At 44.7% G+C, this 26,282-nt stretch carries 19 protein-coding genes and 1 pseudogene; 10 read left to right on the forward strand and 10 right to left on the reverse strand.

Annotation, left to right across the window (positions count from 1 at the left end; all coding sequences use genetic code 11):
* Nucleotides 1-5 precede the first annotated feature (5 nt).
* The 3 genes from ABNE31_RS01055 to ABNE31_RS01065 are packed head-to-tail and all read left to right on the forward strand — an operon-like array spanning nucleotide 6 to nucleotide 3,112.
* Nucleotides 6-1,340 (forward strand): vanadium-dependent haloperoxidase, encoded by a 1,335-nt coding sequence (locus ABNE31_RS01055; protein ID WP_349352041.1) that lies wholly within the window; start codon nucleotides 6-8, stop codon nucleotides 1,338-1,340.
* Between the two features lie 22 nt (nucleotides 1,341-1,362).
* Nucleotides 1,363-2,262, forward strand: coding sequence for an AraC family transcriptional regulator (locus ABNE31_RS01060; protein WP_349352042.1), 900 nt, complete (start codon nucleotides 1,363-1,365; stop codon nucleotides 2,260-2,262).
* The gene (locus ABNE31_RS01065; protein WP_349352043.1) at nucleotides 2,255-3,112 is read left to right on the forward strand and encodes a hypothetical protein; all 858 of its coding nucleotides are present in this window, start codon (nucleotides 2,255-2,257) and stop codon (nucleotides 3,110-3,112) included. Before ABNE31_RS01060 ends, ABNE31_RS01065 begins: the two co-directional genes overlap by 8 nt.
* On the opposite strand, the gene ABNE31_RS01070 is transcribed toward ABNE31_RS01065, so the two are convergent.
* Complete coding sequence (locus tag ABNE31_RS01070) at nucleotides 3,109-6,816, reverse strand: metallophosphoesterase (RefSeq protein WP_349352044.1); 3,708 nt, start codon at nucleotides 6,814-6,816, stop codon at nucleotides 3,109-3,111. The genes ABNE31_RS01065 and ABNE31_RS01070 overlap by 4 nt on opposite strands.
* Nucleotides 6,817-6,869: 53 nt before the next feature.
* Here ABNE31_RS01070 and ABNE31_RS01075 point away from each other — a divergent pair, with 53 nt between their 5' ends.
* Nucleotides 6,870-8,060, forward strand: a complete 1,191-nt coding sequence (locus ABNE31_RS01075; protein WP_293280556.1) for a Pycsar system effector family protein — start codon at nucleotides 6,870-6,872, stop codon at nucleotides 8,058-8,060.
* A gap of 1 nt (nucleotide 8,061) precedes the next feature.
* Here ABNE31_RS01075 and ABNE31_RS01080 read toward each other — a convergent pair whose 3' ends face one another.
* Nucleotides 8,062-10,437 carry a GAF domain-containing protein gene (locus tag ABNE31_RS01080; protein WP_349352045.1) on the reverse strand — a complete coding sequence of 792 codons (2,376 nt, stop codon included), beginning with the start codon at nucleotides 10,435-10,437 and terminating at the stop codon, nucleotides 8,062-8,064.
* Nucleotides 10,438-10,551: 114 nt separating this feature from the next.
* Here ABNE31_RS01080 and ABNE31_RS01085 point away from each other — a divergent pair, with 114 nt between their 5' ends.
* A complete protein-coding gene (locus tag ABNE31_RS01085; protein WP_179383723.1) occupies nucleotides 10,552-11,448 on the forward strand; it encodes a metallophosphoesterase in 897 nt (298 codons plus the stop codon).
* On the opposite strand, the gene ABNE31_RS01090 is transcribed toward ABNE31_RS01085, so the two are convergent.
* Nucleotides 11,445-12,704 (reverse strand): aminotransferase class V-fold PLP-dependent enzyme, encoded by a 1,260-nt coding sequence (locus tag ABNE31_RS01090; protein ID WP_349352046.1) that lies wholly within the window; start codon nucleotides 12,702-12,704, stop codon nucleotides 11,445-11,447. The genes ABNE31_RS01085 and ABNE31_RS01090 overlap by 4 nt on opposite strands.
* Before the next feature lie 78 nt (nucleotides 12,705-12,782).
* On the opposite strand from ABNE31_RS01090, the gene ABNE31_RS01095 reads away from it, so the two are divergent.
* The 3 genes from ABNE31_RS01095 to ABNE31_RS01105 all read left to right on the forward strand — a co-directional run bounded on the left by ABNE31_RS01095 (nucleotide 12,783) and on the right by ABNE31_RS01105 (nucleotide 15,921).
* Nucleotides 12,783-13,946: an AraC family transcriptional regulator gene (locus ABNE31_RS01095; RefSeq protein ID WP_349352047.1), complete on the forward strand. Its 1,164-nt coding sequence runs from the start codon at nucleotides 12,783-12,785 to the stop codon at nucleotides 13,944-13,946.
* A 90-nt stretch (nucleotides 13,947-14,036) separates the two neighbouring features.
* Nucleotides 14,037-15,191, forward strand: a complete 1,155-nt coding sequence (locus ABNE31_RS01100) for an acyltransferase family protein (RefSeq protein ID WP_349352048.1) — start codon at nucleotides 14,037-14,039, stop codon at nucleotides 15,189-15,191.
* Between the two features lie 67 nt (nucleotides 15,192-15,258).
* Complete coding sequence (locus ABNE31_RS01105; RefSeq protein WP_179382939.1) at nucleotides 15,259-15,921, forward strand: hypothetical protein; 663 nt, start codon at nucleotides 15,259-15,261, stop codon at nucleotides 15,919-15,921.
* A 4-nt stretch (nucleotides 15,922-15,925) separates the two neighbouring features.
* Here the strand turns inward: ABNE31_RS01105 and ABNE31_RS01110 are convergent, their stop codons facing one another.
* Both ABNE31_RS01110 and ABNE31_RS01115 read right to left on the reverse strand, forming a co-directional pair.
* A complete protein-coding gene (locus tag ABNE31_RS01110) occupies nucleotides 15,926-18,091 on the reverse strand; it encodes an acylase (RefSeq protein ID WP_349352049.1) in 2,166 nt (721 codons plus the stop codon).
* A 185-nt stretch (nucleotides 18,092-18,276) separates the two neighbouring features.
* Entirely contained in the window at nucleotides 18,277-19,320 is a 1,044-nt protein-coding gene (locus ABNE31_RS01115; RefSeq protein WP_349352050.1) for a TPM domain-containing protein, read from the reverse strand.
* Nucleotides 19,321-19,442: 122 nt separating this feature from the next.
* Between ABNE31_RS01115 and ABNE31_RS01120 the strand changes: the two genes are divergently transcribed.
* Nucleotides 19,443-21,179, forward strand: a complete 1,737-nt coding sequence (locus ABNE31_RS01120) for an ABC transporter ATP-binding protein (RefSeq protein ID WP_349352051.1) — start codon at nucleotides 19,443-19,445, stop codon at nucleotides 21,177-21,179.
* Here the strand turns inward: ABNE31_RS01120 and ABNE31_RS01125 are convergent.
* From ABNE31_RS01125 to ABNE31_RS01140, 4 genes and pseudogenes are all read right to left on the reverse strand, one after another.
* On the reverse strand, nucleotides 21,176-21,508 hold the full coding sequence (locus tag ABNE31_RS01125; protein WP_179382943.1) for a 2Fe-2S iron-sulfur cluster-binding protein: 333 nt from the start codon (nucleotides 21,506-21,508) through the stop codon (nucleotides 21,176-21,178). The genes ABNE31_RS01120 and ABNE31_RS01125 overlap by 4 nt on opposite strands.
* Nucleotides 21,509-21,564: 56 nt before the next feature.
* Nucleotides 21,565-22,623 carry an NAD(P)/FAD-dependent oxidoreductase gene (locus ABNE31_RS01130; protein ID WP_349352052.1) on the reverse strand — a complete coding sequence of 353 codons (1,059 nt, stop codon included), beginning with the start codon at nucleotides 22,621-22,623 and terminating at the stop codon, nucleotides 21,565-21,567.
* A 63-nt stretch (nucleotides 22,624-22,686) separates the two neighbouring features.
* Nucleotides 22,687-22,921, reverse strand: a pseudogene (locus ABNE31_RS01135) (NifU family protein).
* Between the two features lie 11 nt (nucleotides 22,922-22,932).
* On the reverse strand, nucleotides 22,933-24,072 hold the full coding sequence (locus ABNE31_RS01140; RefSeq protein ID WP_349352053.1) for an Mrp/NBP35 family ATP-binding protein: 1,140 nt from the start codon (nucleotides 24,070-24,072) through the stop codon (nucleotides 22,933-22,935).
* Nucleotides 24,073-24,294: 222 nt separating this feature from the next.
* On the opposite strand from ABNE31_RS01140, the gene ABNE31_RS01145 reads away from it, so the two are divergent.
* The gene (locus ABNE31_RS01145; RefSeq protein ID WP_349352054.1) at nucleotides 24,295-25,956 is read left to right on the forward strand and encodes an amidase; all 1,662 of its coding nucleotides are present in this window, start codon (nucleotides 24,295-24,297) and stop codon (nucleotides 25,954-25,956) included.
* Here ABNE31_RS01145 and ABNE31_RS01150 read toward each other — a convergent pair whose 3' ends face one another.
* On the reverse strand, nucleotides 25,957-26,280 hold the full coding sequence (locus ABNE31_RS01150; protein WP_349352055.1) for an MGMT family protein: 324 nt from the start codon (nucleotides 26,278-26,280) through the stop codon (nucleotides 25,957-25,959). It lies immediately after the preceding gene.
* Nucleotides 26,281-26,282: the final 2 nt, after the last annotated feature.

Consider the following 26,282-nt stretch of genomic DNA (forward strand, 5'->3'; position numbering starts at 1 on the left):
AGGCCATGATAAAAAAAGGAATACTACTGATCGCAGCCATTTTGCTGGTTTTGGCATCTTGCCAGAAAAAAGAGGAACCCATTGAAATTTCTCCGGAGGAATTGCACGCTTCGGTGGACAAGGTCATTGAAATCATGATTCATGATATATTTTCACCGCCCGTAGCCAGCAGAATTTTTGCGTACCCCAACATTGCCGCTTACGAAATTGTTGCCTTAAAAAATGACAAATACAAGTCGTTGGCGGGCCAAGTAACCGATTTAGGAAACATTCCCGCTCCTAAAAATGAGGAAAACATCAATTTTGAAATGGCTGCTTTGGTGGCCCACATGGATTTGAGCAAGCGTCTCATTTTTTCGGAAGAACGGATGGAGACTTTCCGGGACAGCTTGTACACCATTTGGATGGACAAAAATGAACCCGTTTTTAACGCCTCTAAGGAATATGGTTTGGAAGTGGCCGATTTTATTGGGGAATGGATGAACAAAGACAATTATAAGGAGACCCGTACCATGCCCAAGTTCTCCGTGAATTCTGAAGATCCTTCGCGTTGGCAGCCCACTCCCCCAGCCTATATGAACGGTATTGAGCCCCACTGGGAAAAAATCCGTCCTTTTGCCATCGATTCAGCTCAGCAATTCAAGCCCATACCCCCGCCAGAATTTTCCATGGAAGAAGATTCCCAGTTTTACAAAGAGGTGATGGAGGTTTACGAGGTTCGCAAAAACATGATCGGTAAAGGCGATAAATCAGAAGAGATAGCCATTGCACAGTTTTGGGACTGTAACCCTTACGTTTCTGTGACCCGTGGACATTTGATGTTTGCCACCAAAAAGATTACGCCTGGTGCACACTGGATAGGCATTACCAAAATCGCATCCCGTAAAACGAACTCCGATTTTGCCAAAACGGTTTATGCCTATACCAAGACATCCATTGCCATTGCCGATGCCTTTATCAGCTGTTGGGACGAAAAGTACCGAAGCAATCTCATCCGCCCGGAAACCGTCATCAACGAGTACATCGACGACAGTTGGGAGCCAGTGTTGCAAACCCCGCCATTCCCAGAATACACAAGCGGACATAGTGTGGTCTCCGGAGCTGCGGCTATTGCACTGACCAGTATTTTTGGCGATAACTTTGCCTTTGATGATGATACAGAAGTAGCCTACGGCCTTCCGGTACGTTCTTTTTCCTCGTTCAACCAAGCATCCGACGAGGCGGCATTGAGCCGAATGTACGGTGGTATCCATTATAGGGCGGCTATCGATGTTGGGATAAAGCAAGGTAGGGACCTAGGGAAATTTGTGGTCGATAAATTGGACATGACAAAAGGCTAATCCGTATTTTTGCTCCTTAGTTATGAGGAAGATCAGTTCAATAATCCTTGCCCTTGTGGTAGGAGTGATTTTATGGTACTTTGTATTAAAACCCCAGGATTATCAGGTCAATTTTAAGGCCAAGGCCATTCCTGGGACCATATTTGAATCGGTAAAGGCTTGGAACCAAGGATTTGATTCCGTTATACCGCTGGATTACGAAAGTCCTAGACATTTTAGGCAAACCATTTTGGTAAACGATTCCCTGCAGGTATTTGAGTGGGAAATCCAAAAAGTGCATGACTCATTGAGCGAAGTTCAAGTAAACATAACAGACTTGGATTATTCCTTCAATAATCGTTTGGGCGTCCCTTTTTCCGATACCGATTTTGAAAAAGGCTCCAGACGGTTACTTTTGGATTTCAACGATTTTTTGAACGACCATATCCAACTTTTTACAGTATCGATTGAAGGCGAAGAGGAAATATTTTCATCCTTTTGTGCCTGTATACCGCTTACCACCACCACGGAAGGCAAAGCTTTGGGCATGATGAAGAACCACAATTTTTTAAATGGTATCTTGCTTCAAAACCAAGTGCAATTGAACGGCCCTCCATTTGTTCAAGTAGTGGATTGGGACTTGAAGAACAACCGCCTGTCCTATAACTTCTGTAATCCCATAATCCGTTCGGAGAAACTTCCAGACCATCCAGATATCGTATACAAACGGATATTCTCCCAAAACGCAATTAAAGCCATCTATCATGGCAATTATATCACGTCTGACAGAGCATGGTTCGCATTGTTGGATTATGCCGAGGAAAAGAACATCCCTGTTGAGCGCACGCCGATAGAGGTTTTCTACAATAACCCCAATATGGGAGGGAATGAACTGGAGTGGACCACGGAAGTGTTTATGCCCATAAAGGAAAGTGATGAATAAATTATCCCTTTTATTGCTCGTCATGGTTGCGCAAACCTGTGCTCAGCAAAATTTTCTGCGCGAATTGGAACCCATGGGCGATCTTCCTTCCAAACTAAAGGAAGTATCGGGTCTTGAGCTCACGGATGACGGCCATTATTGGGTGATAGAAGACAGTGGTAACCAGGACGAAATTTATAAAATTGACGACAAGGGCCACTTAAAGGAATCCTTGGAAATTGACCATGCCAAAAACGAGGATTGGGAGGATTTGGCCATGGATAAGGAGGGCAACCTGTATATCGGAGACTTCGGGAACAATCAAAACGAACGGGATGACCTGGTCATATATAAAATCCCAAAAGACGAACTGGACAGAAAAAAGCCAAACGCCGACAAAATTAAGTTTCGGTATCCCCAACAAAACGATTTTCCGCCCAAAAAGGACAGTCTCTATTATGACACAGAGGGATTTTTTCACCTGAACGGGCATCTTTACATTTTCACCAAAAATCGAACACGGCCTTACTCCGGAAAAACATTGATGTATCGTGTACCTGACGAAGAAGGGTCTCACGAAGCCGAATTTTTGGGTTATCTTTTCCTTTGTGGGGACCAAAATCGCTGTTCGGTGACCAGTGCCGACATCTCACCGGATGGGAAAACCATTGCTCTTTTGAGCTATGGACTCGTTTTTTTGCTTACTGACTTTACAGCACCGGACTTCTCCCAAGCCACCATTAAAATAGTGGATTTAAAAACCAACACTCAGATTGAATCGGTTTGTTTTGCGGACGACAAAACCCTTATCATTGCCGATGAAAAGAATCCGTTTGGTGGGCAGCATTTGTATAAATACACTCGTGATTAAAACCCAAAACCAAGTCCAAAAGCAAATCGAAGCCCATCGGAGCTATTGAAAAGTCCGAAATTGGCGGAGAGTATATCTGCTCCGTTCACGAAAAATCCACCTCCGTACGAATTGTGCCAAATTCGCGAGGAATCTTCTGGGAACCATACCCTGCCATAGTCAAAACCACCATAAATTCCAGGGGTTACAGGAAGAATTCCCGTTTTGGTCCTTCGAAAGCTGTAGCGGATATCCGTATTTTGAAAATATGCTGTTTTACCCGTAAACCGTTGGAATCTAAAACCGCGCAATCCATTGTTGCCGCCTATGCTTGCCGCTTGATAAAATTCATACCCATTGCCAATGGTAAAGTGACCCTTGAGTTGTGTGGCCAAAACCAATCTACCGTCTGCCGAAAGTTTATGGTCCATGGAAAATGACGGTATCACATAGCCAAAAGACCGTGAACCGTCGTCCAAATTTTTACGAAATCCACCTTCCAAGTAAAAGGCCATGCCCACAGTCGGGAACGCTTCATTATCCGTATTGGAATAGCTGTATTCGCCATCCAAACCAAAAAAGCTAAGGTGGTTTTCTTCGCCGTTGGCCACATAAAATTCATTGATAAACCTGTTTTCGGTCTCTTCGATTTCGATGTTTTCGTAGGCCAGGCCCAATCGCACTTTGGATCCCAAAAAACCGCGCCATACCAATGAGGGTGCAAGCTGTAAAGTACGGATGCGTACCCGATTGTAATCCAAGCCTAAGGGTTCTGTATCATCATTGTTGACCGTTTCGTTTCCAAAGCCGAAAAAGTTACGGGTAAAGTTGGGACTCGTAAACTTGGCATACACCTCAAGGTTCACTTTGTTAAATACATGGGCAAACTCTCCACGATAGCCCAAATCAAACCCATCCGTGGCAAAATAATAGGCCGCATTAAAGGTATGTTGCTGCGTAAATGGGTTTTTCCTAAAACCGTTGAAGGTATAGGTATCGGTAAGCCCAATGCGTACGCCATCGTCAGGATTAAAGCCAATCGTAGGTAATATTTGATTGTTACTGGCCTTGATGTTCAAAAACTCATAAGTGTTAGTGTCATAATCCCTTACAAGGCGAATCTTTCCACCGTAGGCTTCGTCCAGCGTATTTTTTTTGTCTTTAAAATCGTAGACCGATAATTTCTTGGAGCCTTCGGAAATTTTGTACACATCGTTGTTTTGCCCCCCCACAATGCGAACCTTTATTTGTGAGGTTTCGGTACGGGCATCGAATACATCATCATCGTCCAGACCGTACACCCATATCTCCTTGGTATGGGCTGGATCATAAACCTTGTTGAAGAACAAATCGGTCATTTCCCCTACCTTGATGCGATATGCTCGAACCTCAACATGACCGTTGGGCAATGATACGATATTGAAGTAATCATCCTTGTCCGTTCCAGTGACCACACTGTAGCGATTCAAAACAGCGAAATAGTCCTTCGCAGTCTGAACCAGGTTAGCTTTTCTGGCCAATAGTATCCGTTTGATTTCGGTCAACGTTTCGTCCCTGACCTCTTCTGGAAATGCCAAAAATGCTTCATCGATGATTTCTTCGTTCAGATTTTGCTGAATGAATTCGGCCTGCTCTACCCATGTGTCCAAATCGGTTTCTGATAACAGGGCCATATCCAAGGCAAAGGTGCGGGGGGAAGAAGTGAATCCTTCCACACTTCGTATTTCTTCGTGGAAACCTTCAAAAATCCGTAATCCAGGTACGGCCCTGGAACCAAAGCCCATGATCAATCCGTCTCCCCAGCGGGAAAATACTTGGTCCCTGTCCCGAGCAATCGGTTTGTAGACTTTGTTGCCCTCTTCGGTTTCAAACTCTGCCCACCTCCATTGATCCACGTGTCTATCCCAATCCCCGATCATAATATCAAAAAGCCGGGCCTTGGCGTACTCCTTCTGGTCAATGCTATACTCTTCATCTTCGCGGAGCTTGTCCATCAGGTCGTAGGTGCTTTCGATTTTTTTGGTATATCCGAAGCTTTTGAGATTATCATGATCATCGGAAACATGCTCCTCGATCATATAAAGGCTGTTTCCGAATTCTTTATTGTAATCTCCCAAAACCGATTGTTTGGGCACATAATATAATTTGGGGTTGGTGTGGAACATCCCTAAGGCATCGGAAAGTTTACCTATGGTAAATGGGGCATAGGGATGTGCTCCGGTATACAGGTCCAGCAACAATTCTTGGGTATAGGTGTCCTGAAATTCCCCAATGATATATTGCTCTTGGAATGCAATGGCCTGCAGGTATCTTTCGGCGCTCTTCCTTAAATCCCGCATAACATACTCCCGACCTTGCTTATCTGCCAATCGCAGGGAATTGGATTGGTTGCCGCCACCTTTCCGTACCACAGTGAGTCCTCCAAAAAGTGTATCCAATCGCACCGTAGGTGCCTTGATCTGGGTCCCGTAATATTTTCGATACCGCTCTCCCCAAAGCCATTTATGGAATTTGCTTTTTTCAATATCCTCTTGAGCGTAGACCGAAGCCATTTGATACGCCGGAAAATCATCATCCATCTCGATTTTCTTGGTTGGCCGATCGGGAGGAAGAACCGGTGTATTGTACAATACAGTGTCTGTTTCCGTTCCGTGGAACACCACATCGGAAGAACCATCTTTGTACACGGTCAAAACCGCATACCCGTTCATTCCTGAAGAAAACTTACTGCCATTTAGCAATCGGGTTGCTCCGGTTTTAGCTCCAGAACCACTAACGATCTGAGGCTTTCCAAATTCTTCAATATATTGGAGCGTATGTTCGTGTCCTGATGCGAAAATAATCTTATCAGAATATTGCGATAGCGTCAGGATTCGCTTCTTTAACTCGTTGTACAACTGATTGGAAAGGTCTTCTGCGGATGCGCCCGATGTCTTCCGTAGCAGATTGATGGCTGCACCCAAAAATGGCATGGGCACCTTACCTCCACTGGGATAAAGCCCCTGCTTAAATGAGAATTGCCCTCCGTGCACTCCATAGGACAACAGGGGGTGGTGCATGGCAATGATCACCGTTTTGTCCCTGTTCTTTTTAATCAAACTTTCCAGTTCCTCAAAAAACCGTCCCCTACTTTTGATTTCGCATTCATCGTTCATGGTGGGATGCTTGTCCCAATTGACCAAGTACCACTCTGTATCAATGGCAATGACCATAACTTTGTCACTGATCTCTATATCCTCAATGGGGCAGCCGTTTTCGGGTTGAAAGGCCTCATTATCATCCAATACATCCTCTACATACTCCTCTACGCGTTTCAGGCCTTTCAAACCGTCGCTATACCAATCATGGTTTCCTGGGATAAATAGTGGTCTGCCTTTAAAGTCTTCCAAGGTGGCCAACTGGGCATCCAAATAATGTTTGGATTGCCGATAGGCCTCTGGGTCGTCATCTTTATCCACAAAACCAGCGGGATAAATATTATCTCCCAAAAAAATAGCGGTACTGTTGGGCTGGGCGCTCTCCAGTTCTTTCTTGAACCTTTTCAAGGTGGGGTTGAGCTCTCCCATGGGAGATTTTCCCGCGTCACCAATCAGGTAGAAGGTATGCTCCACTTCCTTTTGAAATTGGCCAGTGGTACCCGGGTAAGAATCCGCATACTTGGTTTGGTAGGTGGCGCAACCATGCAATACGCCGATGAGCAGGGCTAGCAAGTAATGTTTCTTCATATTGCACGACGTTAATACCAAAATTTCGTAATTTGGAATTCCAATCAGAATATATGTCGGAAATTGTTGATAAAACTAAACACTTCGTTTCTAAACTTTTAACGGAGGAACTTGACCCCAAGTTCTTGTACCACAACTTGCGACATACCGAACGAGTAGTCAAAAGTACTAAAGAATTGCTCAACTATTATAACTTGGGCGATACGGAGAACGAACAACTGCTATTGGCGGCTTGGTTTCACGATGTAGGTCACATTAATGGCCATGAAGACCATGAAGAAAGTAGTTGTAAGCTTGCTTCTGATTTTCTTAGGGAACAGGGCTACGACCAAAAGGGAATCCATCAGGTGTGCACCCTCATCATGGCCACCAAAATGTACAGCGAACCCCAAACCTTGCCGGAAGAAATTATCCGCGATGCCGATATGTCTCATTTCGCCAAGCGAAGTTATTGGGAAACCACCGATTTTTTAAAGGAAGAATTCAAGCAATTGGGGATTGCAGACTATTCCTCCAAAAAGTGGCGGGACAAGAACATCAAAATGTTCCGCAAGCACCAGTTTTACACGGATTACGCAAAGGAAAACTGGGAAGATGGAAAGCAGAAAAACTTGAAGCAGCTCCTCAAAGAGAAAAAGGCCGAAAAAAAGATTGCCAAAAAAGAAGCCCTCAAAGCCAAATACAAAAGCGAAAGTCCCGACCGAAGTGTACAAACGCTGTATCGGGTAACCTTAAAAAACCACTTGAAACTGAGCGATATTGCCGACACCAAGGCGAACATCCTGTTATCGGTGAATGCGATTATCATTTCGCTGGTATTGGCCAATTTGCTTACCAAACTGGACAATCCTTCCAATACCTATATGATCTATCCTACCTTGATCTTAATCATGTTCAGTGTCGTTTCCATGGTGCTGTCCGTATTGGCAACAAGACCCAATATCACCACTGGCAAGTTCACCAAGGAAGATGTGGAAGAGCGACGTGTAAACCTTCTCTTTTTTGGAAACTTCCATCAAATGGACCTAAAAGAGTACGAGTGGGCCCTGCAGGAAATGGTGAAGGACAAGGATTATGTGTATTCATCCCTTACCAAAGACCTTTATTATTTAGGTGTTGTTTTGAACAGAAAGTACAAGATACTTCGGATTACCTATAACATATTCATGATAGGGATGATCATTTCGGTAATTTCTTTTGGGATTGCCTTCCGATTTTTTGGCCCGGACCGGTTGATTTTCTGATCTAGCTGTTGAGTTCCTCCATGAGGTCATCGTAGGTATAGGTGCGCTCGGATTTTTTATCCTTTTGATATAGGATTTCAGCACGAATGGCTTTCAACCCCGAAACTCCTTGTACACCTTCAAGTTCCACGATTTCGATGTTATTGGTAAAGTAACCTTTGGCTTTTAGGAAACTGATGTATCTCAAATATTCCTTTTCGTCCTTGCGCTGGGAGTACACAATGGCCAATTTCCCTTTTTGGGTAAGGCGCTCGTTGGTTCCCTTCACAAAGGATTTATCGATTCGCTTTTTAATGACCTCGTATCTGGCATTGTAGGTGCCATCCACATCAAAGCGCTTTTCGTCCATCCTAAACCGTATGGCCAAGGACGTACTGTACACCAAGACCAATGAAGCCACATCCAACTTAACGGGCAAATGAGGTTTAAGTGCGTAATACTTGTTCTCCATCTCCACCATTACCTGCAACTGCCACAATCTTAGGTTGCTCAAAAACAGTTCATTGAACTCTCTGTCCTTTGCAATGGAACTGCCGATGTACATATTGTGTTCCACACCGTCGGTTTTGTACCGTTCAAAATAGTGCGGGAACATTTTTTGGGCCTCTTCCTGCTTTTTATCCAATAGGGCCGCCAATTTCATGTTAGCCTCCATTACACTATCATCGTAGTTTCTACGATGGTCGTAGTAGCTTTCGGTGGTCTTGTCTATTTTTTGTTTGTACGCTTCAAGTAATCCTGCGATTTCTTCATCTTCCTTTTGTAAATGGTCAAATACAGGGTCTACTTCCTCTTTAACAAAATCGAAAACCGCTTGTTCGGTGTGGGTAAACAAGGCCTCCTTAACTTCGTTCAGGTAATTGTTGACCCTGAACATCAGTTCCTCATAGATGGGAAGTTCATATTTGGAGAAAGCAATTTGGAGGATATCATTGATTTCTGACAGCTGAATCATCAAATCACGTTGGATGGCCAGATTGCGTTCCTTTGCGGAATCCTTGATATCGATTTGACCGTATAGCGGGTAAACATCCTTAAAGACGATTTCTTTAAAAACGGCTTCGTTGCCCGAAAGCTCATCGGCCATAAAACGCTTGGCCTCTTCTTGAAACTTCCAATATACCGACGGGTGTACCGAGGTGCATTCATGCTGGATTACTGCATCAATCAGATTCTCCTCTTCTTCGATGGTGCGCATCACTGCCGCCACGATGTAAGGCATCACATCGTCCAACTTGTTGGCATTGACGCTATTGAGTTCGTTTACTTTGCCGGAAACCAGTTCCAAGACACCCAAAAGTTCGCCGTTAACAGCAATAGGGGCCAAAATGGCACTTCTAATGCCCTGGTCCATCAAATTTTTATAGGGCTGTACTTTGCCTTCAGTTTTATTGTAATACTTCTCCACATTGGAAATGGCAAAATACTTGTTCTCCTTAAAAAGCTTTCCATGGGAATAACTACAAAACGTGGAATTACAGTCTTCGGTTTCCTTTCCATTCAGGATATAGCTATCCATTCCCTTTCCATAAATCTTAAAAAAGCGATCTGCACCGGAATCGTAGCCCGCAAATCCGACCTTAATATCGTTCAACCTAAAGAAAGATCTAAAGGTATCCTCGAAATTTTCCATAAAGGAGTCGTTCCCACGTTGGGTCTTTCCAATCAAGGTCGACTTGATTTCCGAAACGGAATGCTCGGCGGTAACATCGAACATATTGGATATAACAAAACCCCTCGCCAAAAAACTGTTCGGTGGAATTTTTTCCTTCCAGAGATCTAAGTTGTAAAAGTTCTCCAACAGTTCATCCACATCATCCTGGCTAACGGGCTTTGCTTTGTCTGTTGGGATGATTTCCATAAAATCAGCATTGTACAAAATACGGTAACGGCGCATCACACCGTTGGAATCGGGTATATCGAAAAAAAATGGACGTTTAAAATCTAAATTGTAACCGTAATAAAACTGCAAGATCACCGTACACTTCATGATGTAATCAAATTCCCTTGGAATGTTGGTGATTTCCGGTTCGTACTCCTCTCCTGCATCCTTCAGAATTTGACGAAACCGTTCAGAAGAGTTAAAAACCAAGTTCTCGAAGGGCGTTGAAGCTGTTTTTATCTCGTTCTTGGTCAAAATGGGGGCAAAAGAATCCTCTAAAATTATGCTGATTACATCCTTATGTGTCTCCAACAACGACAGATCGGTGAAGCCTTCACGAAGTTCTGGGTAGGGAGCCTGTGCATCCAAGACATATTTGGCCCGTTGGGCCAAGTGCTTGTTTGAACTCTTAAGCTGCTCATCGTAATGTTCCAACAATTTGTTGAAACTCACCAATTGAACAAGTGGGCTTTCAGAATGGTAGTCGTGCTTCATACACCGTTTAGTCGAGGTTTCTACTACAAATTTACAAAAAGTAAAGGCGCATATGGTTTTATCAATATCTTTATGGACAAAACGTCCTTTTTTAAGGATTTTAGTACCTTTTTCATGTCCTCTTCGAGCCGATTAGACAATGCCTACAAAAATGCCAAGGTCATTCCCTTTGATGAAGGCTCCAAATTCATTTTTTTTAGTGATTGTCATCGTGGGGACAACAGCTTCGCCGACGATTTTGCCAATAATCGGAACATTTACTTTCATGCGCTAAACCATTATTATCGGGAGGGGTTCAGCTACATCGAACTTGGTGATGGGGACGAGCTTTGGGAAAATATCAGCTTTGACTCCATTTTTGAGGCACACAAGAATGTATACCAATTGTTGCGGAGGTTCCATTTGGAAAACCGTTTGCATATGCTTTGGGGCAATCACGATATGGTGTACCGCGACCCCGCCTATGTGGATGAGCATCTTTCCCACTATTTTGAGCCCATTGATGGGTCGGATAAGGAACTTTTCGAGGGCATTACGTATCACGAAGCTATAGTTTTGAAGCATGCTGAAACGGGTCAGGAGATATTCTGCGTTCATGGGCATCAGGCAGACTGGTGGAACTATGTCTGCTGGCGGATTGGTCGATTTTTGGTGCGGGTGTTGTGGAAACCGCTTCAGGTAGTGGGCATCGCCGACCCTACGAGTCCTGCCAAAAATTACAAGGAGCTTATCCGAATCGAAAAGCGCATCAAACGCTGGATTCTTAAAAATGGATTGTTGATTACTATGGCGGGACATACCCACAGACCGAGGTTTCCAGAGCCTGGGCAAATTCCCTTTTTTAACGATGGTAGCTGTGTGCACCCGCGAAGCATCACCGGTATTGAGTTGGAAAACGGGGAACTATCACTCATTAAATGGCACATTGATACGAAGCCAGACGGCACCCTTCAAATTGTTCGGGTATTGTTGGAAGGACCTGAAAAGCTTCGGGATTATATGGATCATTAAGTTCGCTTTGCCATCGTTTTGATGGCACTCACGAATTGGTCAAGTTCATTGGTGGTGGTAAACACGTTGGGCGTGATCCTGCAGCCATGGACATTTTCAAAATCTATGGCAACGGTCCAGATGTTGAACTCATCCAATAGCGTCTTTGCCATTTCCGAAGGTTTCATATTGGTAAGTCCCACATTGGCAATACCGCAACTGCGGCGCGGTTCCAAGGGTGTATTGATGACCACATTCTCCACATCCCGGAGTTGGTCGCTCCAATAGCGTTGCAGGTAGCGCATTCGGTTTTCCTTGCGCTCCAATCCAATCATGTCCAAGTAGTCCACAGCATCATTAATGGTCAAATCTGTATGAACGGGATGGGTTCCTGTATGGTTGAGCCTGCGGATTTTGGTATCATCCTCTTCGTGTTCCGCAAACAAGGGCCATATTTTAGAAATATTCTTCTCCGCAACATAGAGCATGCCCGCTCCCAATGGGGAACAAAGCCATTTGTGCAAACTGGATCCATAGTAATCGCAGTCCAATTCGGCCAAATCTACCCTTATGTGTCCAACACAATGGGCACCGTCCACCATCACCTCGACCCCATGGGCATGGGCCATATCGCAAATCTTTCGGACGGGCAATATCTGTCCGGTCACATTGATCATATGGCAAATCATCAATAATTTGGTCTTTGGAGTTAATTGCGATTCGTAGAGCGACACAATTTCCTCATCCGATTCTGGGTGATTGGGCACGGATACCTTTTTGCAAACAATACCATAGCGGTCTTCCATTTGATGAAAATGTATTTGCATGGCGCCATAATCTTGAACGGCAAAAACAGCTTCGTCACCCTTTTCCCAAGGGAAGCCCCCAATAATCATATCCAGAGACTCGGTGGTATTTCGGGTAATTATTAATTCCTTTTCAGAACAATTGACGAGTTCCGCCACCCGTGCCGCTGCCTTGTCCTTGTTTTCCCATTGCACGGTACGCATATAGTACGAACCTTCATAATTTACGTGTTGTACATGTTCGGTGAACTTATTCAGGATGGGAGTGGGAATAATGTTGTAGTACCCACTTTCCAAATTAATGTAATCCGGCTTTAAGCTGTAATCTTCCCTGATGCGTTCCCAAAATGCTTCACTGTCCTTATCGGGATACGGCCCTTTCTCGGTCATGGCGCCATCCAAAGTAATCGGAAAAAGAGGGGCGGCCATGGCGGCACTGCCCATATAGCGTAAGAATTGTCGTTTTTTCATTTTGGTGTCAGGTTGATTTAAAAAAGAATGGTAATTTTCATTTTTACTTGCTTTCAAGATACAACTTATACCCCATAAATGAATGATGTAACGGCCATATTAGATCAAATCCCCATCCGGTACGACCTTGCATCGCACATCATGCTCTTGGGCATAGTACAGGGGGTTTTCTTGGCCTTGGTCATCTTTTTAAGGGCAAAACGCGATTCGGCCATCATTTTCTTTGGTTGGTCCCTTTTGGTGCAGTGCCTCGTATTTTTGGACATCTACCTTTGCTACACCGGTTTGATGAAATACACGATGCACTTGAACGATTCAACCGAGTTTCTGGTGCTCTTGATTGCTCCAACTTTATACTTTTTCTTGTTTGCCCTATTGGAACGGAAGCCCATTGGCCCAAAAAAGCATTGGCCCCATTTTATACTCCCATTGCTCTACGTCATTTCACAAGTGAACTTCTATACCAGTCCCATTGAAGTAAAAATCAATGCCTATCTCGGAGCTTACCATAGTGACTTGGGCTTTTTGGAAGTCCCGGGCACTATGGACTACTCATACCACCATATTAAAGACCAATTTCGATGGTTGGTCCTAATCAGCTTTGCATTTTATCTGATTTTGTCCCTTTTGTTAGTACTAAAGTCCCGAAAAAAGGGGTGGACCAAGGCCAAAAACATTAAAGTGGACAAGTACATGTTTTCAAGAAACACGGTTATTTTTTTCTTAGTGATCCTACTGACTATATTTATTATTTATCTCAATTTTGATGATGACGGTGGTGATCATATCATCGGAATCATACAAACTGCCACTATCTTTATCACCTCTTATTTCATACTTTCCGAATCGCGCTTTTTTGAAAAATCTTGGATTGCCGATAAGTATGAGACCTTGTCGGGCACTTCCGTTCAATTCAGGACCCTTGAAGCATTTATCGAAGATTCCCAATATTACACCCATCAGGATATCAGCTTAAAAAAAATATCCGAGCAGCTGGATACCAATAGCAATACCATCTCCAGATTGATCAACTCCGAGACGGGCAACAACTTCAACGATTACATCAACCAAAAACGGATTGCACTTGCACAAGTGAGGTTATTCCATCCAGAATTTCAGCAGCTCACGGTTGAGGCTATTGGTGAATCGGTCGGGTTCAGGTCCAAATCAGCCTTTTACAGTGCTTTCAAAAAACATACAGGCCAATCCCCTTCCGCTTATATGAAGGAAAATAGAACTTAATTCCTCCAGAATTGCAATTCAGGACATTTACGAGCTCCAAAAAATATGTGGTTTCCCCTATGCTCCACATCTTTGGAAAAAATTTTAGCAATGGATTCTAGCATTAGACGTTACGATTTGGATTGGCTTCGGGTGATTGTATTCGGCCTACTTATTTTTTACCACGTGGGGATGTTCTTTGTTCCTTGGGGATGGCATGTAAAAAACAACATTATTTACGATTGGCTGCGCTGGCCCATGCTGTTTTTAAACCAATGGCGATTGCCCATACTTTTCGTGATATCCGGAATGGGTACGTTTTATGCCCTGGGCAAACGCGGGATGGGAAAATTTATGTGGGAACGATTTCTGCGCTTGGGGATTCCTTTGGTGGTAGGTATGTTGCTTATTGTGCCCCCTCAAGTGTACGTGGAACGCTTGGCGGAGGGACAGTTTACGGGTTCCTATTGGGCATTCTTTTCAACAATTGCTTTTGATGGGGTGTATCCCGAAGGAAATTTAAGTTGGCATCACCTGTGGTTTTTGCCGTATTTGCTGGTTTTCTCGTGGGTCTTGGCCCCGCTTTTCGTCTATTTGAGGAACCACAGCACAAAATTCGTGGAATGGGTTAAAAACATCATCCAAAAATCATGGGGCATTTACCTATTCGTGATTCCGCTTTATTTGGTGGAATCCTTGGTAGAACCATTTTTTCCCATTACCCATGCTTTGGTGGATGACTGGTTTAATTTTATATTCAGCATCATTCTGTTTTTTTACGGCTTTGTTCTGGTCGCTACAGGAGATATCTTTTGGAATACCTTGGGCAGGATGAAGAAAAAAGCCCTTCTTTTAGGTATCGTAGGTTTTACGGGGCAGACCATCATCTGGTTATTTTTTGAAGATGGTTATGTGATTCACTTTACCGAGGCCCTTCTGAAAGTGGTAAATATCTGGTCGTGGATCTTGGTGCTATTTGCCTACGCCGCCCAATACCTCAACAAGCCGAGCACTGGACTCGCCTATGCCAACAGGGCCGTATACCCATTCTACATATTGCACCAGACCATCACGGTCTGCATTGGCTATCTTGTAATGGATTTGGATTTGGGGCTTGCCCCCAAGGCGTTGATCCTTGTTGCAGGTACCTTTGGACTGAGTTGGCTCATTTACGACTTGATTATCCTTCGGATACCCGTTCTACACCCACTTTTTGGACTTAAAAAGAGAAAGCACTCCAAAAAAGACTACAGCTTAACGATTTAACGTCAATTTATACAATTGGTGGCAAGGTATTTGCTAACTTTATAATTAGACCATTGCCTTAGTTGCCATGAAAAAGAGTGTATTTGCTTTGTTAGGGGTTCTTTTGTTTGCCATGCCCATGCATGCGCAAGGTGACATTCCCACAACCCGGCCCTTAAAAATTGGCGATAATAATAAACTCGATGTCAAAACCAGCAACCAAGGCACTTTGCTAAGAATGCCTTCCGTATTGGACGAGAGCCTTACCTCCAAGAATGAGAAGCCCGGAGTTCAAATGTTGCCAGACAGGCAACTTGTTCAGGCAGGTCACGACATGGTCATCGACCCAAAGATCAAAGAAAAAAAGGAAAAAGGCTCCAACGAATATTTTGGAGACCAATATTTGGGAGATTTCACTACCAAAGCCAAATTTGTGGGCATTGTGGCCCGCGACCACGAATATGTGGATGGTGACCGCATCAAAATATATGTCAACGGTGAAGTTGTAGAATACAATCTGCTACTCGATGGTTCTTTCAAAGGGCTCAATCTGGATTTGGTGGAGGGTTTTAACCGTGTAGAGTTCGAAGCCTTGAACCAAGGTTCTTCTGGACCGAATACCGCACAGGTAGTAGTCACCGACGACAAGGGCGTGGTTATCCATAACAACCGCTGGAACCTCTCCACAGGTTCAAAGGCCAGTCTCATCATCGTTAAGGAAGAGGACACTGGCATCGAAAAAAACAACTAAGCCCTTACCTTTTACCGGGCGAGTAGGTCTCTTTTGCACGTTTGAGCACATCTTCTTTGTAATAAGCGGCATCTTTGAATTCCATATCGGCATAGCGCTGTGCCTGATCATTAAAATGTGGCGAATCCGGGTCGCCGCTCTGTCCACCGGCCAAAATGGTCTTCGCCTTAACTTTATCGCCAAACTCCACCGCCGCTACGAAGCTATTTCCCCGAGTACCGTAGATTTTTTTGGTATTGTTATCATATCGGGCGCCATAGGCAGCCAATGCCCCCCAAGTACCACTGGCAAAACCAATGGGAATGCTGGGTTTGGCATCATCAAAAGGTTGACGGATATCACCATTTAAACGTTGGTAACGATTGACCTCGCCCCAAGGCATTTTCCAAGTTCCAAAGTCGGACTCCAAATTACCCAAGGTCTCTTTGAGTAAGGCAAGCTTTTTATCGTCGTCCCAAGCATCTCCCCAATATTCCACCAATTCCATGGAATACATCCCTTCAGGCCTTTCCGCCTTCGCATAACAAAGGGTTCCATAATAGTGCGCCAGTGTCATTGCAATGGATTCTTTGGATGTGGTATAGTCCCAATTCCGAAGTGTGTCGATAGCTTCCTGTAATGCTGGGTCCGGATTATTGTCATACGCCCTAACCAAACCAGGAATCAATGCTTCAAAAGCAGGCAAATAGGAGTCGTGGGCCAGCTCAATCAAACTGTCCAAAGTGTATCCGCTTCTTCCTGTTAAAAGTTGAATGGCATGGATACCCCTAAAATTTTCTTGGTCCCGGGACATGTAATTGGGATAGTCCTTCCGCTTGGGACTGTACTCCAAAGCAGAAGTATAAGGGGTAGAGTTACAATTTTGAATCCAACCATTGGCTGGATTGAGTACCAATATATTTTCATCCACCGTATGCAATCCTTGCCAATCTGTTTTGGGATTGCTACCATCCACAGGCTCAGTGTAATCAAAAATGGTATCGCGCTTGGGCACAAAATTCCCATGGAAATAGGCAATATTACCTTCGGCATCCGCATAAACCGTATTATTGGAAGAATTGGTCCGTATATCCATCATGTTGCGAAAACCTTCATAACCGTCTTGCTTGGTTCGGATATAGGACTGTTCCAACGCCTTGACCGGTTCCCACATCATGGCCGAAGCGGTCCATTGGTCATCCACTTGATGTGTAATCGGTCCGTGATGGGTTCGGTACATGGGGAATGTTCTTTCTTTCATGGCCTCCCCTTCCTTATATTTTAGGGTGATGGTTGTGGAATCCACAGGTCGTAATTCTTCTCCATATTGATAGAACAGCTTGCCATCGTTCTTTACAATGGTCTCCTTAAACTCGTCCATTACATCGGTATAGGTCGAGGTATGCATCCAACCGGTCTTTTCATTGAAGCCCTGATACACAAAAAACTGCCCCCATGTTACAGCTCCGTAGGCGTTCAATCCCTCTTCGCTCACCACATGCACTTCGCCCCTAAAATAAAAGGAGGTATGGGGATTGATCAAGAGCATGGCATTACCGGATTCGGTCAAATCACCGGAAATGGCGATTCCATTAGAACCTTGGGGTTCTTCCATTTCAGCTTCCTTTTTGAGTTGCAGGGCCTCCATCTTGGTTAGTTCCATCCCACTTTCATAAAAACTTTTGATTTTTCGTGTGGAAATACGTTCAATATCCCCTCCTATGGAGCCTTCGCTAAAATACATCGGCATCCATGGCTCAAAACGGGTCAGCAGTTTTGGTTTCACCTCAGGATGAGTGTGTAGGTAATAATTGATACCATCCGCAAAGGCATCGCACAGCTCCTTGAGCCACTCGGGACTATTTCTGTAATTGGCCTTGGCCTCTTCTTCGGTCATGAACATTTTTGCCCGAAGGTCGCTGTACAGCGCATCCTCGCCTTCCACTTCGGCCAATCGGCCCGTGGCCCAAATATAGTTTTGTTCCACCCGGTTAAAATCATCTTCGCATTGGGCATACAACAAGCCAAAAACCGCATCGGCATCTGTTTTTCCATAGATGTGGGGAACCCCAAAATCATCACGGATAATGGTAATGTTCTCAGCTTGGGCCTCCCATTGTTCCACCTCGGTTTGAGGAGATGGGGAACAGGATATAAATATCAGGATGGCGGCGAATAGTAAGTTTCTCATAAGTTAGTTTGAAAAGGTATTAAAGGTTCAATTTGATAAGACCACTTTTATTTTTTCTTTTTAAAGATTGCAAAAAGAACCACCATTCCAACTATAAACCCTAAAATGAAAATCACAAAAGGATTAGCCATAATAATTGATGGTGTTAAATTTAGTTGTTGGAAAATACAGAAATTAAACCACAATTACCAACTTCCACTGGCCCCACCACCTCCAGAACTGCCGCCACCTCCGGAAAAACTACTGGATGAGCTTCTTCCCCCAGAACTAGAACCAAAAGAATGGGTTCCAGATGATGAAAAGGTTTTCTTCATATAGGCCTTATCCGATTTCAACAGGGAAAGTTTAAACCCTTCGTCTCCTTTTCTCTTGATTTTTAGAATCACCAATATAATGGTCAAAACCCCAAAGGCCAATAGTCCGGAAAGTACCAAAATCCCAACACTTACTCCATTTTCGAGAAGCACCTCTTCAAACCCCAAGATCATCGCCATAAAAAATAGCGGCATCCCCATAAAAACAAGTCCAAAAACCATGGGAAACGACATGAAAATGGCCATAAAAATGCCTCGAACCACGGCCAACTTTCCAGTGAATATGCCCCGCAAAATTTCAATTAGAGTGGAATAGCCCTTATAAAAAACAAATGCGCCAGCGGCGACGAACATCAACAAGAACAGGCTGATCAATCCCAATAACCACCATGGCATTTCCTCCTCCTCGGCGATTTCTGCCTTAAATTCCTCCAACGCTTCCGGGTGTTTTAAAAAATCAATGATTTGATCGGTGGCCAGATCCAGTCCACCATAATAATCTTCCTCTTTGAATTTCGGTATCATGGTATTGCGGATGATTCGTGAGGCAACCGCATCCGTGATGTAGGATTCCAATCCGTAGCCCACCTCAATCCGAACTTCCCGGTCCAGTTTGGAGAAAAGAATCAAAATACCATTGTCCTTGCCCTCCTGTCCCAATTTGTTTTTGTTGAACACTTCAAACGCATACCCCTCAATGGTTTCGTTGCCCAATGCATCTATGGTCAAAATCACCAATTGGTTGCTGGTTTCCGATTCAAATTGATAGAGTTTTGTATCAAGCTCTTCCAATTCGGACTGGGCAAAAATCTGGGCTTTGTCTGTTACGATTTCGGTTAAAGTAGGGTACGTTCCTTGCGCATAAGACAAGGAGCTCATTAAAAACAACAGGATCAGATGTAGTGATTTGGGCATGATTAGTGGTCTGGTTTAGATGCCTAAATATAACATTTGTAGGCTTTTACACGATTAAAAAAATCAAGATTCGGCATCCCTCCCAATTTGCCGTAACTTGCACCCTCTTTCGAAAAGCTGCTATGTCCAACAAAAAAGTAAGTATCCTCACCGCATTTAAAACCATTATTTGGCCCAAACGCAAATTGGTGCTTCTTGGTCTTTTGCTCATCGCCATTAGCAAGGCGGCCAGTTTTGTGGCTCCAATTGCATCCAAACACCTTATTGATGATGTTATTGTGAACAAAGATGTGGACATGCTGAAATATCTGGTGGCAGGGGTCATGTTCGCCATTTTTGTACAGGCGGTCACTTCTTTTTTGTTGACGAAAATATTGAGCGTGCAGGCACAGTATCTGATTTCCGAGCTTCGAGCACAGGTACAGAAAAAGGTGTTGGCCCTGCCCGTCCGATTCTTTGACAATGCAAAATCCGGAGCGCTCGTTTCTCGTATCATGTCCGATGTGGAAGGTGTACGGAACCTCATCGGCACGGGTTTGGTGCAACTGGTGGGAGGCATCATTACGGCAGTGGTTTCCCTTATCTTGCTTATGGACATCAGTGTATTCATGACCTTGTTCACCTTTATCCCGTTGACCATTTTCGCCATTATCGCATTAAAGGCTTTTAAGATCATTCGGCCCATTTTTAGGAACCGTGGGAAAATCAATGCAGAAGTCAAAGGTAGATTGACAGAAACCTTGGGTGGAATCCGTGTCATTAAAGGGTTCAACGCGGAAAAGCAGGAAGAAGAAGTGTTTGAAGTCGGGGTGGAACGCCTGTATGAAAACGTAAAAAAGAGCTTGACCACCACCGCTTTTATGACGAGTTCGTCCACCTTTTTATTGGGTGTGGCAACCACCAGTGTTATGGGTTTTGGCGGCTATAAAATCATACAGGATACGCTTACCGTAGGTGAATTTGTGGAATTCACGGTGCTATTGGGTTTGATGATCGCCCCCATCGTTCAAATGAGCAGTGTGGGAAGTCAACTTACGGAAGCCTTGGCAGGCTTGGACCGTACCGAAGAACTGATGAACCTGGAAAAGGAGTCCGATGAGGAAAACCGCACCATAGTATTAGATCATGTTGAAGGACGAATGTCTTTCTCCGATGTGCGCTTTTCCTATGAAGCGGATAAAGAAGTGTTGCACGGCATCAGTTTTGATGTAGCTCCAGGGCAAGTGATTGCCTTGGTCGGTAGTTCCGGCTCAGGTAAATCCACCATTGCAGGCTTGGCGGCCAGTTTCCTTAATCCTGATTCGGGCACCATCACCATTGATGGGCACGATTTGTCCAAAGTAAACCTAAACAGTTTTCGCCAACATTTAGGGGTGGTATTACAGGATGATTTTTTGTTTGAGGGCACTATTCGGGAGAACATTTTGTTTCCCAGGCCCAATGCCAGTGAGGAAAAATTGATGGAAGCGGTAAAAGCGGCTTACGTGGATGAATTTACCGACCGTTTTGACAAAGGATTGGACACCCTGATCGGAGAACGTGGGGTAAAGCTATCTGGAGGTCAGCGCCAACGGATTGCCATTGCGCGAGCCATATTGGCCGACCCAAAAATATTGGTCTTGGACGAAGCTACCTCTAGTTTGGATACGGAATCCGAAGCCTTGATCCAAAAAAGTTTGGGCGAACTCACCAAGGGCAGAACCACCTTTGTGATTGCGCACCGACTGAGCACCATCCGCAAAGCGGACCAAATTTTAGTGATTGAAAATGGTCATATCTTGGAACAGGGTACCCACGAAACATTGATTGCTTCCGAAGGAAGATATTACAATCTCTTTACGTACCAAGCGAGGATCTAAGCTTCTTCGGGAGCCAGTTCTACCTCCAGACCGTCCAAATCCTCGGTAATGTGGATTTGACAGCCCAAGCGGCTATTGTCCTTTACAAAAAAGGCTTCGGCCAACATGGCTTCTTCGTCATCAGACTTTTCAGGCAGCTGATGGTCCGACTGAATATAACACTGGCATGAGGCGCACATGGCCATACCACCACAAATACCGATGGTTCCTTCTGGAGCCAATTCGTACGAACGAACCACTTCCATGAGGTTCATGTTCATATCGGTAGGGGCATCCACTTCGTGTGCAACACCTTCCCGGTCAATTATTTTTAATTTGATATCGCTCATACCTCGTCGAGAACCTTTGTATACAGTTCCGCTATCTATTTAAATTGCACTTATACTTAGTCGATTGCTTTCACCACAGCTTTCGGGGCCTCTTTCTTGCTTCCATCGAAACCGGTTACGCCACCAACGGTGGTATACTTCATCACGTATTTTTTATCTGGATGGATTTTTTGGTAGGCACTTTGGCACATCAAGGTCGCTTCGTGGAACCCGCACAAGATCAATTTCAACTTGCCCGGATAGGTATTCACATCACCGATGGCGTAAATCCCAGGAATATTAGTCTGATAATCATAGGTGTTGTCCACCTTGATGGCATTTTTTTCAATCTCCAACCCCCAGTTGGCTATCGGCCCCAATTTTGGGGACAATCCGAAAAGGGGGATAAAAAAATCAACGGCTATATCGGTTTCTTCGGAAGTATTGGTGTTTTGTACGGTTACTTTTTCCAAGCTATCCTCCCCTTTTAGGGCAACTACTTCTGCTGGGGTAATCAGATTGATTTTGCCTTCATTTTTGAGGTGCTGTACCTTCTCTACGGAATCCAATGCTCCCCGGAACTCGTTCCGACGGTGTACCAAGGTGACTTCTTCGGCAACATCGGCCAAAAAGATGGACCAATCCAAGGCGGAATCTCCCCCTCCTGCAATCAGTACTTTTTTACCCCGATAGATTTCCGGCTCCCTGATCATATAGGCTACACCGTTATCTTCATATTTTTCCAGATTTTCCAACAGTGGCTTTCTGGGCTCAAAACTGCCCAAACCACCTGCGATGGCCACTACTGGCGCGTGGTGCTTGGTCCCTTTGTTGGTAGTGACGATAAAAGTGCCATCATCCAATTTTTCGATGGTCTCTGCACGCTCACCCAAGGTGAAACCAGGCTGAAAGGGCTTGATCTGTTCCATCAAATTGTCTACCAAGTCGCCTGCCAATACTTCGGGGAATCCAGGGATATCGTAAATGGGCTTTTTGGGATATATTTCCGAGCATTGTCCACCAGCTTGCGGCAAGGCATCAATCAAATGGCACTTTAGCTGCAACAGGCCAGCTTCAAAAACAGCAAAGAGACCCGTAGGTCCCGCTCCAATTATCAGAATATCTGTTTTGATCATATACAAGAGGTTTTGGCACGCAACTTACTGCTTGCCTCAAAAAAGATTTATGATTTTAATCAGTTAGGAAATATTGATGACTTCTTCGATTTGAGGGGCATATTTTTTAATGGTCATTTCCACGCCACTTCAAGGTCATTTGGTTGACGCTGCAGCCAATGCAGTTACCCTCCAATCGAACCTTCACGGTATTGTCTTCGATGGAAATCAATGTGATGTCTCCACCATCGCTCTGCAAGAAAGGTCGGATTTCTTCCAACGCCTTCTCTACATTGCTTCTTGTTTCTTCTGATGTCATTGTTGTCATGCTCACTTCTTTTTAACAGCGGAACAACCGGCCATTGTTGTAATTTTTATCGCTTCTGTAGGAGGAAGGTCTGTATTCCTTCGTACCAATTCCTGTACCACATTTCTGGTCAGTTCCTCAAAGGCTTCTTCCGTAAGCGTGGCTGTTTGCATGGCAGCCGGTCTGCCCACATCGGCAGCCTCACGAATACTTTGTACCAACGGGATTTCGCCCAAAAATGGGACATTTAAATCCTCAGAAAGGTTCTTGGCCCCATTTTTACCAAAGATATGATATTTGTTATCGGGCAATTCCGCAGGTGTAAAATACGCCATATTCTCGACGATTCCCAACACAGGCACATTGATGGCTTCTTGCTGGAACATAGCGACCCCTTTTCTGGCATCCGCCAAAGCGATTTCCTGAGGTGTACTTACCACCACTGCCCCTGTTACGGGCAAGGACTGCATTATGCTCAAATGGATATCCCCTGTTCCTGGAGGTAAATCCAACAAAAGAAAATCCAACTCGCCCCAATGTGCATCAAAAATCATCTGGTTCAATGCCTTTGCTGCCATGGGCCCCCTCCAAATCACCGCTTGGTTGGGTTGGGTAAAAAATCCAATGGAAAGCAGCTTCACCCCATAATTCTCAATAGGCTTCATTTTGGCCTTTCCATCCACATTGATGGACAAAGGTTTCTCTGCGGCCACATCGAACATAATGGGCATGGACGGTCCGTAGATATCCGTATCCAACAAACCTACTTTAAAGCCCATTTTGGCCAAGGTCACCGCCAAGTTGGCCGTAACCGTAGATTTACCTACGCCCCCTTTGCCGGATGCAACGGCAATAATGTTCTGTATACCGGGAATGGGTTTCCCTTTGATTTGGTTTACCTTGGGCTTGGCAGGCGCATCCACCTTTAGGTTGACCTTTATTTTGGCTTTTTCATAGACCTCGCTGTGGATAATTTTTAAAATCTCCACCTCGGTCTTCTTTTTTGCCTGTAGACTTGGATTTTTTATAGTGACATCCACTTCGACCTCGTCGCCAAACACCTGAACATTGTTCACCGAACCGCTTTCTACCAAATTTTGGCCTTCGCCCGGTGCGGAAATTTTTTCCAATGCCTTGAGTATATCTGCTTTTTTCAACTTCATGATTTGCAATTTTTTAAACCAATTGTTTGAACTGGTTCTAAACTACAAAGATACGATGTTGGTCTTAGATTAAGAAGTTGTCCCTCCGATTTTCAAAAAAACTGAGAATCGACCCAAAGTTTCTTTTTAAAAAAGGTTTCGGACACAAAACAAGTCCCAAATGATGCTCTTTTTTTTGAAAAAATGTAGTTTAGAAGCCGCTATTTCAAATTATCGACCCATATGCCAACCAAAACCAAATTTCCCCTTATTCTCATTCTTCTGATTTCCCTGACCTGGATTTCCTGTTCCACCAACAAAAATTCCTTTAGCAAACGGGACGTCAAAAAATCGGAAAAACTCATCGGCTTGCATTTTGCCAACAAACAAATCGATACGCTTTACCCCTATTTGCAACGAAATAGAAGTGGTTTTGATTCCCTTCGTAAATATCCGTTGGACAACGGTGTTTTTCCCGCTGTCCGTTTTGACCCTACTCCCTTTGGCTTCCAAATGCCAGAGCAACAAGAAGGAACCCAATGGAACATTCCTGACCATGTGGAGGTACCGGAACCTTATGATTTATTGGCGTTTTACACCATACCTCAGCTAGCCTCACTCATCAAAAATCAAAAAATAACCTCAACGGAACTCACAAAGTTCTTTTTGGCGCGATTGAAAAAATACCAGCCCGTACTCCAATGTTCCATCACCATTACAGATAGTTTGGCCTTGGAACAAGCCAAGCGGGCCGACAAAGAAATTCAAAACGGGAACTATCGTGGCATCTTGCACGGCATTCCCTACGGGACCAAAGATTTAATGGCGGTTCCCGGATATCCCACCACTTGGGGCGCGGCTCCTTACAAGGACCAAATAATCGATGAAACAGCAACGGTGATACAAAAACTGGAAGATGCAGGGGCCGTTCTGGTGGCCAAACTGGTTTCGGGGGCTTTGGCCCGAGGTGATGTTTGGTTCGATGGAAAAACCAAAAATCCTTGGGACACCACCCAAGGGGCCAGTGGTTCCTCTGCCGGGTCAGGTTCGGCCACCTCGGCAGGACTTGTTCCGTTTGCCTTGGGAACCGAAACCTTAGGATCCATTACCTCGCCCAGCACACGGAACGGGGTTACTGGATTGCGGCCTACCTACGGCAGGGTGAGTCGCCATGGAGTGATGAGCCTGAGCTGGTCCATGGACAAGGTTGGGCCTCTGGGCCGAAATGCAGAGGACTGTGCCATTGTGTTTGAGGCAATTCAGGGAGAGGATAAAAACGATTTGACTACAGTGGACCTTCCATTTGGGGTGGATTGGAGCAAAGACATCAAAAATTTACGGGTCGCCTATCTTCAGAAAGACATCGAAAAGGACACAACTGAATCCGGCAACAATCTAAGAAATGCCCTAAAATCGCTCAAGGAAATGGGCATTGACCCAACGCCAGTGGAAATGCCCGAGGCGGTGCCCTATCGTGGTTTCGACATTATTTTAAGAGCGGAAGCTGGTGCCTTTTTTGATGAACTGGTCCGTTCGGGAGAGGTGGATTCCATGGTAGAGCAAGACCAGCGTTCCCGCGCAAATTCCCTGCGACAAAGCCGATTTATTCCCGCTGTGGAATACATTCAGGCGAACCGCCAGCGACAAGTACTTATCCAAAAAATGCAGGATTTGATGAAGAATTATGATGTGTTGATCTCTCCCACTTTTGGAAACGACCAACTCTTGGCCACCAATTTAACGGGACATCCCGTTATTGCGGTACCTACGGGTTTGGACGATGAAAACCATCCAACAAGCATGACCTTTGTGGGCAATTTGTATGACGAAGCAAGTATTCTATTGTTGGCCAAAGCGTTTCAGGACAACACCTCTTTTGACGAGTTGCATCCTCCAGGGTATTGATCAAAGTTCTTGGGCAGGGTCCCAGAAGTATTTTTGAAAATCGACAATTTGATTGTCCTTTATTGGGATTCCTTCGTTCTCGAGGAGCTGCTGCATTACGTTGGTGCCATCAAAATGGTGCTTTCCCGTGAGCACCCCCACTCGATTCACGACACGATGGGCGGGAACATCCTTTGCCAACGAATTGTTCATCGCCCAACCCACCATACGGGCGCTGCGGGCAGCTCCCAAATATTTGGCTATTGCTCCGTAAGACGTTGCCCTGCCATAAGGAATCTGCTTGGCCACTTCGTAGACTTTATCAAAGAAGTTTGTCTCTTCCATAG

Origin of the sequence: Flagellimonas sp. MMG031 (genome assembly GCF_040112705.1) — a bacterium.
Taxonomy (GTDB): domain Bacteria; phylum Bacteroidota; class Bacteroidia; order Flavobacteriales; family Flavobacteriaceae; genus Flagellimonas.

Coding starts and splice junctions, on each gene's coding strand:
- ABNE31_RS01055 (WP_349352041.1), top strand. CDS start 6: ATGATAAAAAAAGGAATACTACTGATCGCAGCCATTTTGCTGGTTTTG.
- ABNE31_RS01060 (WP_349352042.1), top strand. CDS start 1,363: ATGAGGAAGATCAGTTCAATAATCCTTGCCCTTGTGGTAGGAGTGATT.
- ABNE31_RS01065 (WP_349352043.1), top strand. CDS start 2,255: ATGAATAAATTATCCCTTTTATTGCTCGTCATGGTTGCGCAAACCTGT.
- ABNE31_RS01070 (WP_349352044.1), bottom strand. CDS start 6,816: ATGAAGAAACATTACTTGCTAGCCCTGCTCATCGGCGTATTGCATGGT.
- ABNE31_RS01075 (WP_293280556.1), top strand. CDS start 6,870: ATGTCGGAAATTGTTGATAAAACTAAACACTTCGTTTCTAAACTTTTA.
- ABNE31_RS01080 (WP_349352045.1), bottom strand. CDS start 10,437: ATGAAGCACGACTACCATTCTGAAAGCCCACTTGTTCAATTGGTGAGT.
- ABNE31_RS01085 (WP_179383723.1), top strand. CDS start 10,552: ATGTCCTCTTCGAGCCGATTAGACAATGCCTACAAAAATGCCAAGGTC.
- ABNE31_RS01090 (WP_349352046.1), bottom strand. CDS start 12,704: ATGAAAAAACGACAATTCTTACGCTATATGGGCAGTGCCGCCATGGCC.
- ABNE31_RS01095 (WP_349352047.1), top strand. CDS start 12,783: ATGAATGATGTAACGGCCATATTAGATCAAATCCCCATCCGGTACGAC.
- ABNE31_RS01100 (WP_349352048.1), top strand. CDS start 14,037: ATGGATTCTAGCATTAGACGTTACGATTTGGATTGGCTTCGGGTGATT.
- ABNE31_RS01105 (WP_179382939.1), top strand. CDS start 15,259: ATGAAAAAGAGTGTATTTGCTTTGTTAGGGGTTCTTTTGTTTGCCATG.
- ABNE31_RS01110 (WP_349352049.1), bottom strand. CDS start 18,091: ATGAGAAACTTACTATTCGCCGCCATCCTGATATTTATATCCTGTTCC.
- ABNE31_RS01115 (WP_349352050.1), bottom strand. CDS start 19,320: ATGCCCAAATCACTACATCTGATCCTGTTGTTTTTAATGAGCTCCTTG.
- ABNE31_RS01120 (WP_349352051.1), top strand. CDS start 19,443: ATGTCCAACAAAAAAGTAAGTATCCTCACCGCATTTAAAACCATTATT.
- ABNE31_RS01125 (WP_179382943.1), bottom strand. CDS start 21,508: ATGAGCGATATCAAATTAAAAATAATTGACCGGGAAGGTGTTGCACAC.
- ABNE31_RS01130 (WP_349352052.1), bottom strand. CDS start 22,623: ATGATCAAAACAGATATTCTGATAATTGGAGCGGGACCTACGGGTCTC.
- ABNE31_RS01140 (WP_349352053.1), bottom strand. CDS start 24,072: ATGAAGTTGAAAAAAGCAGATATACTCAAGGCATTGGAAAAAATTTCC.
- ABNE31_RS01145 (WP_349352054.1), top strand. CDS start 24,295: ATGCCAACCAAAACCAAATTTCCCCTTATTCTCATTCTTCTGATTTCC.
- ABNE31_RS01150 (WP_349352055.1), bottom strand. CDS start 26,280: ATGGAAGAGACAAACTTCTTTGATAAAGTCTACGAAGTGGCCAAGCAG.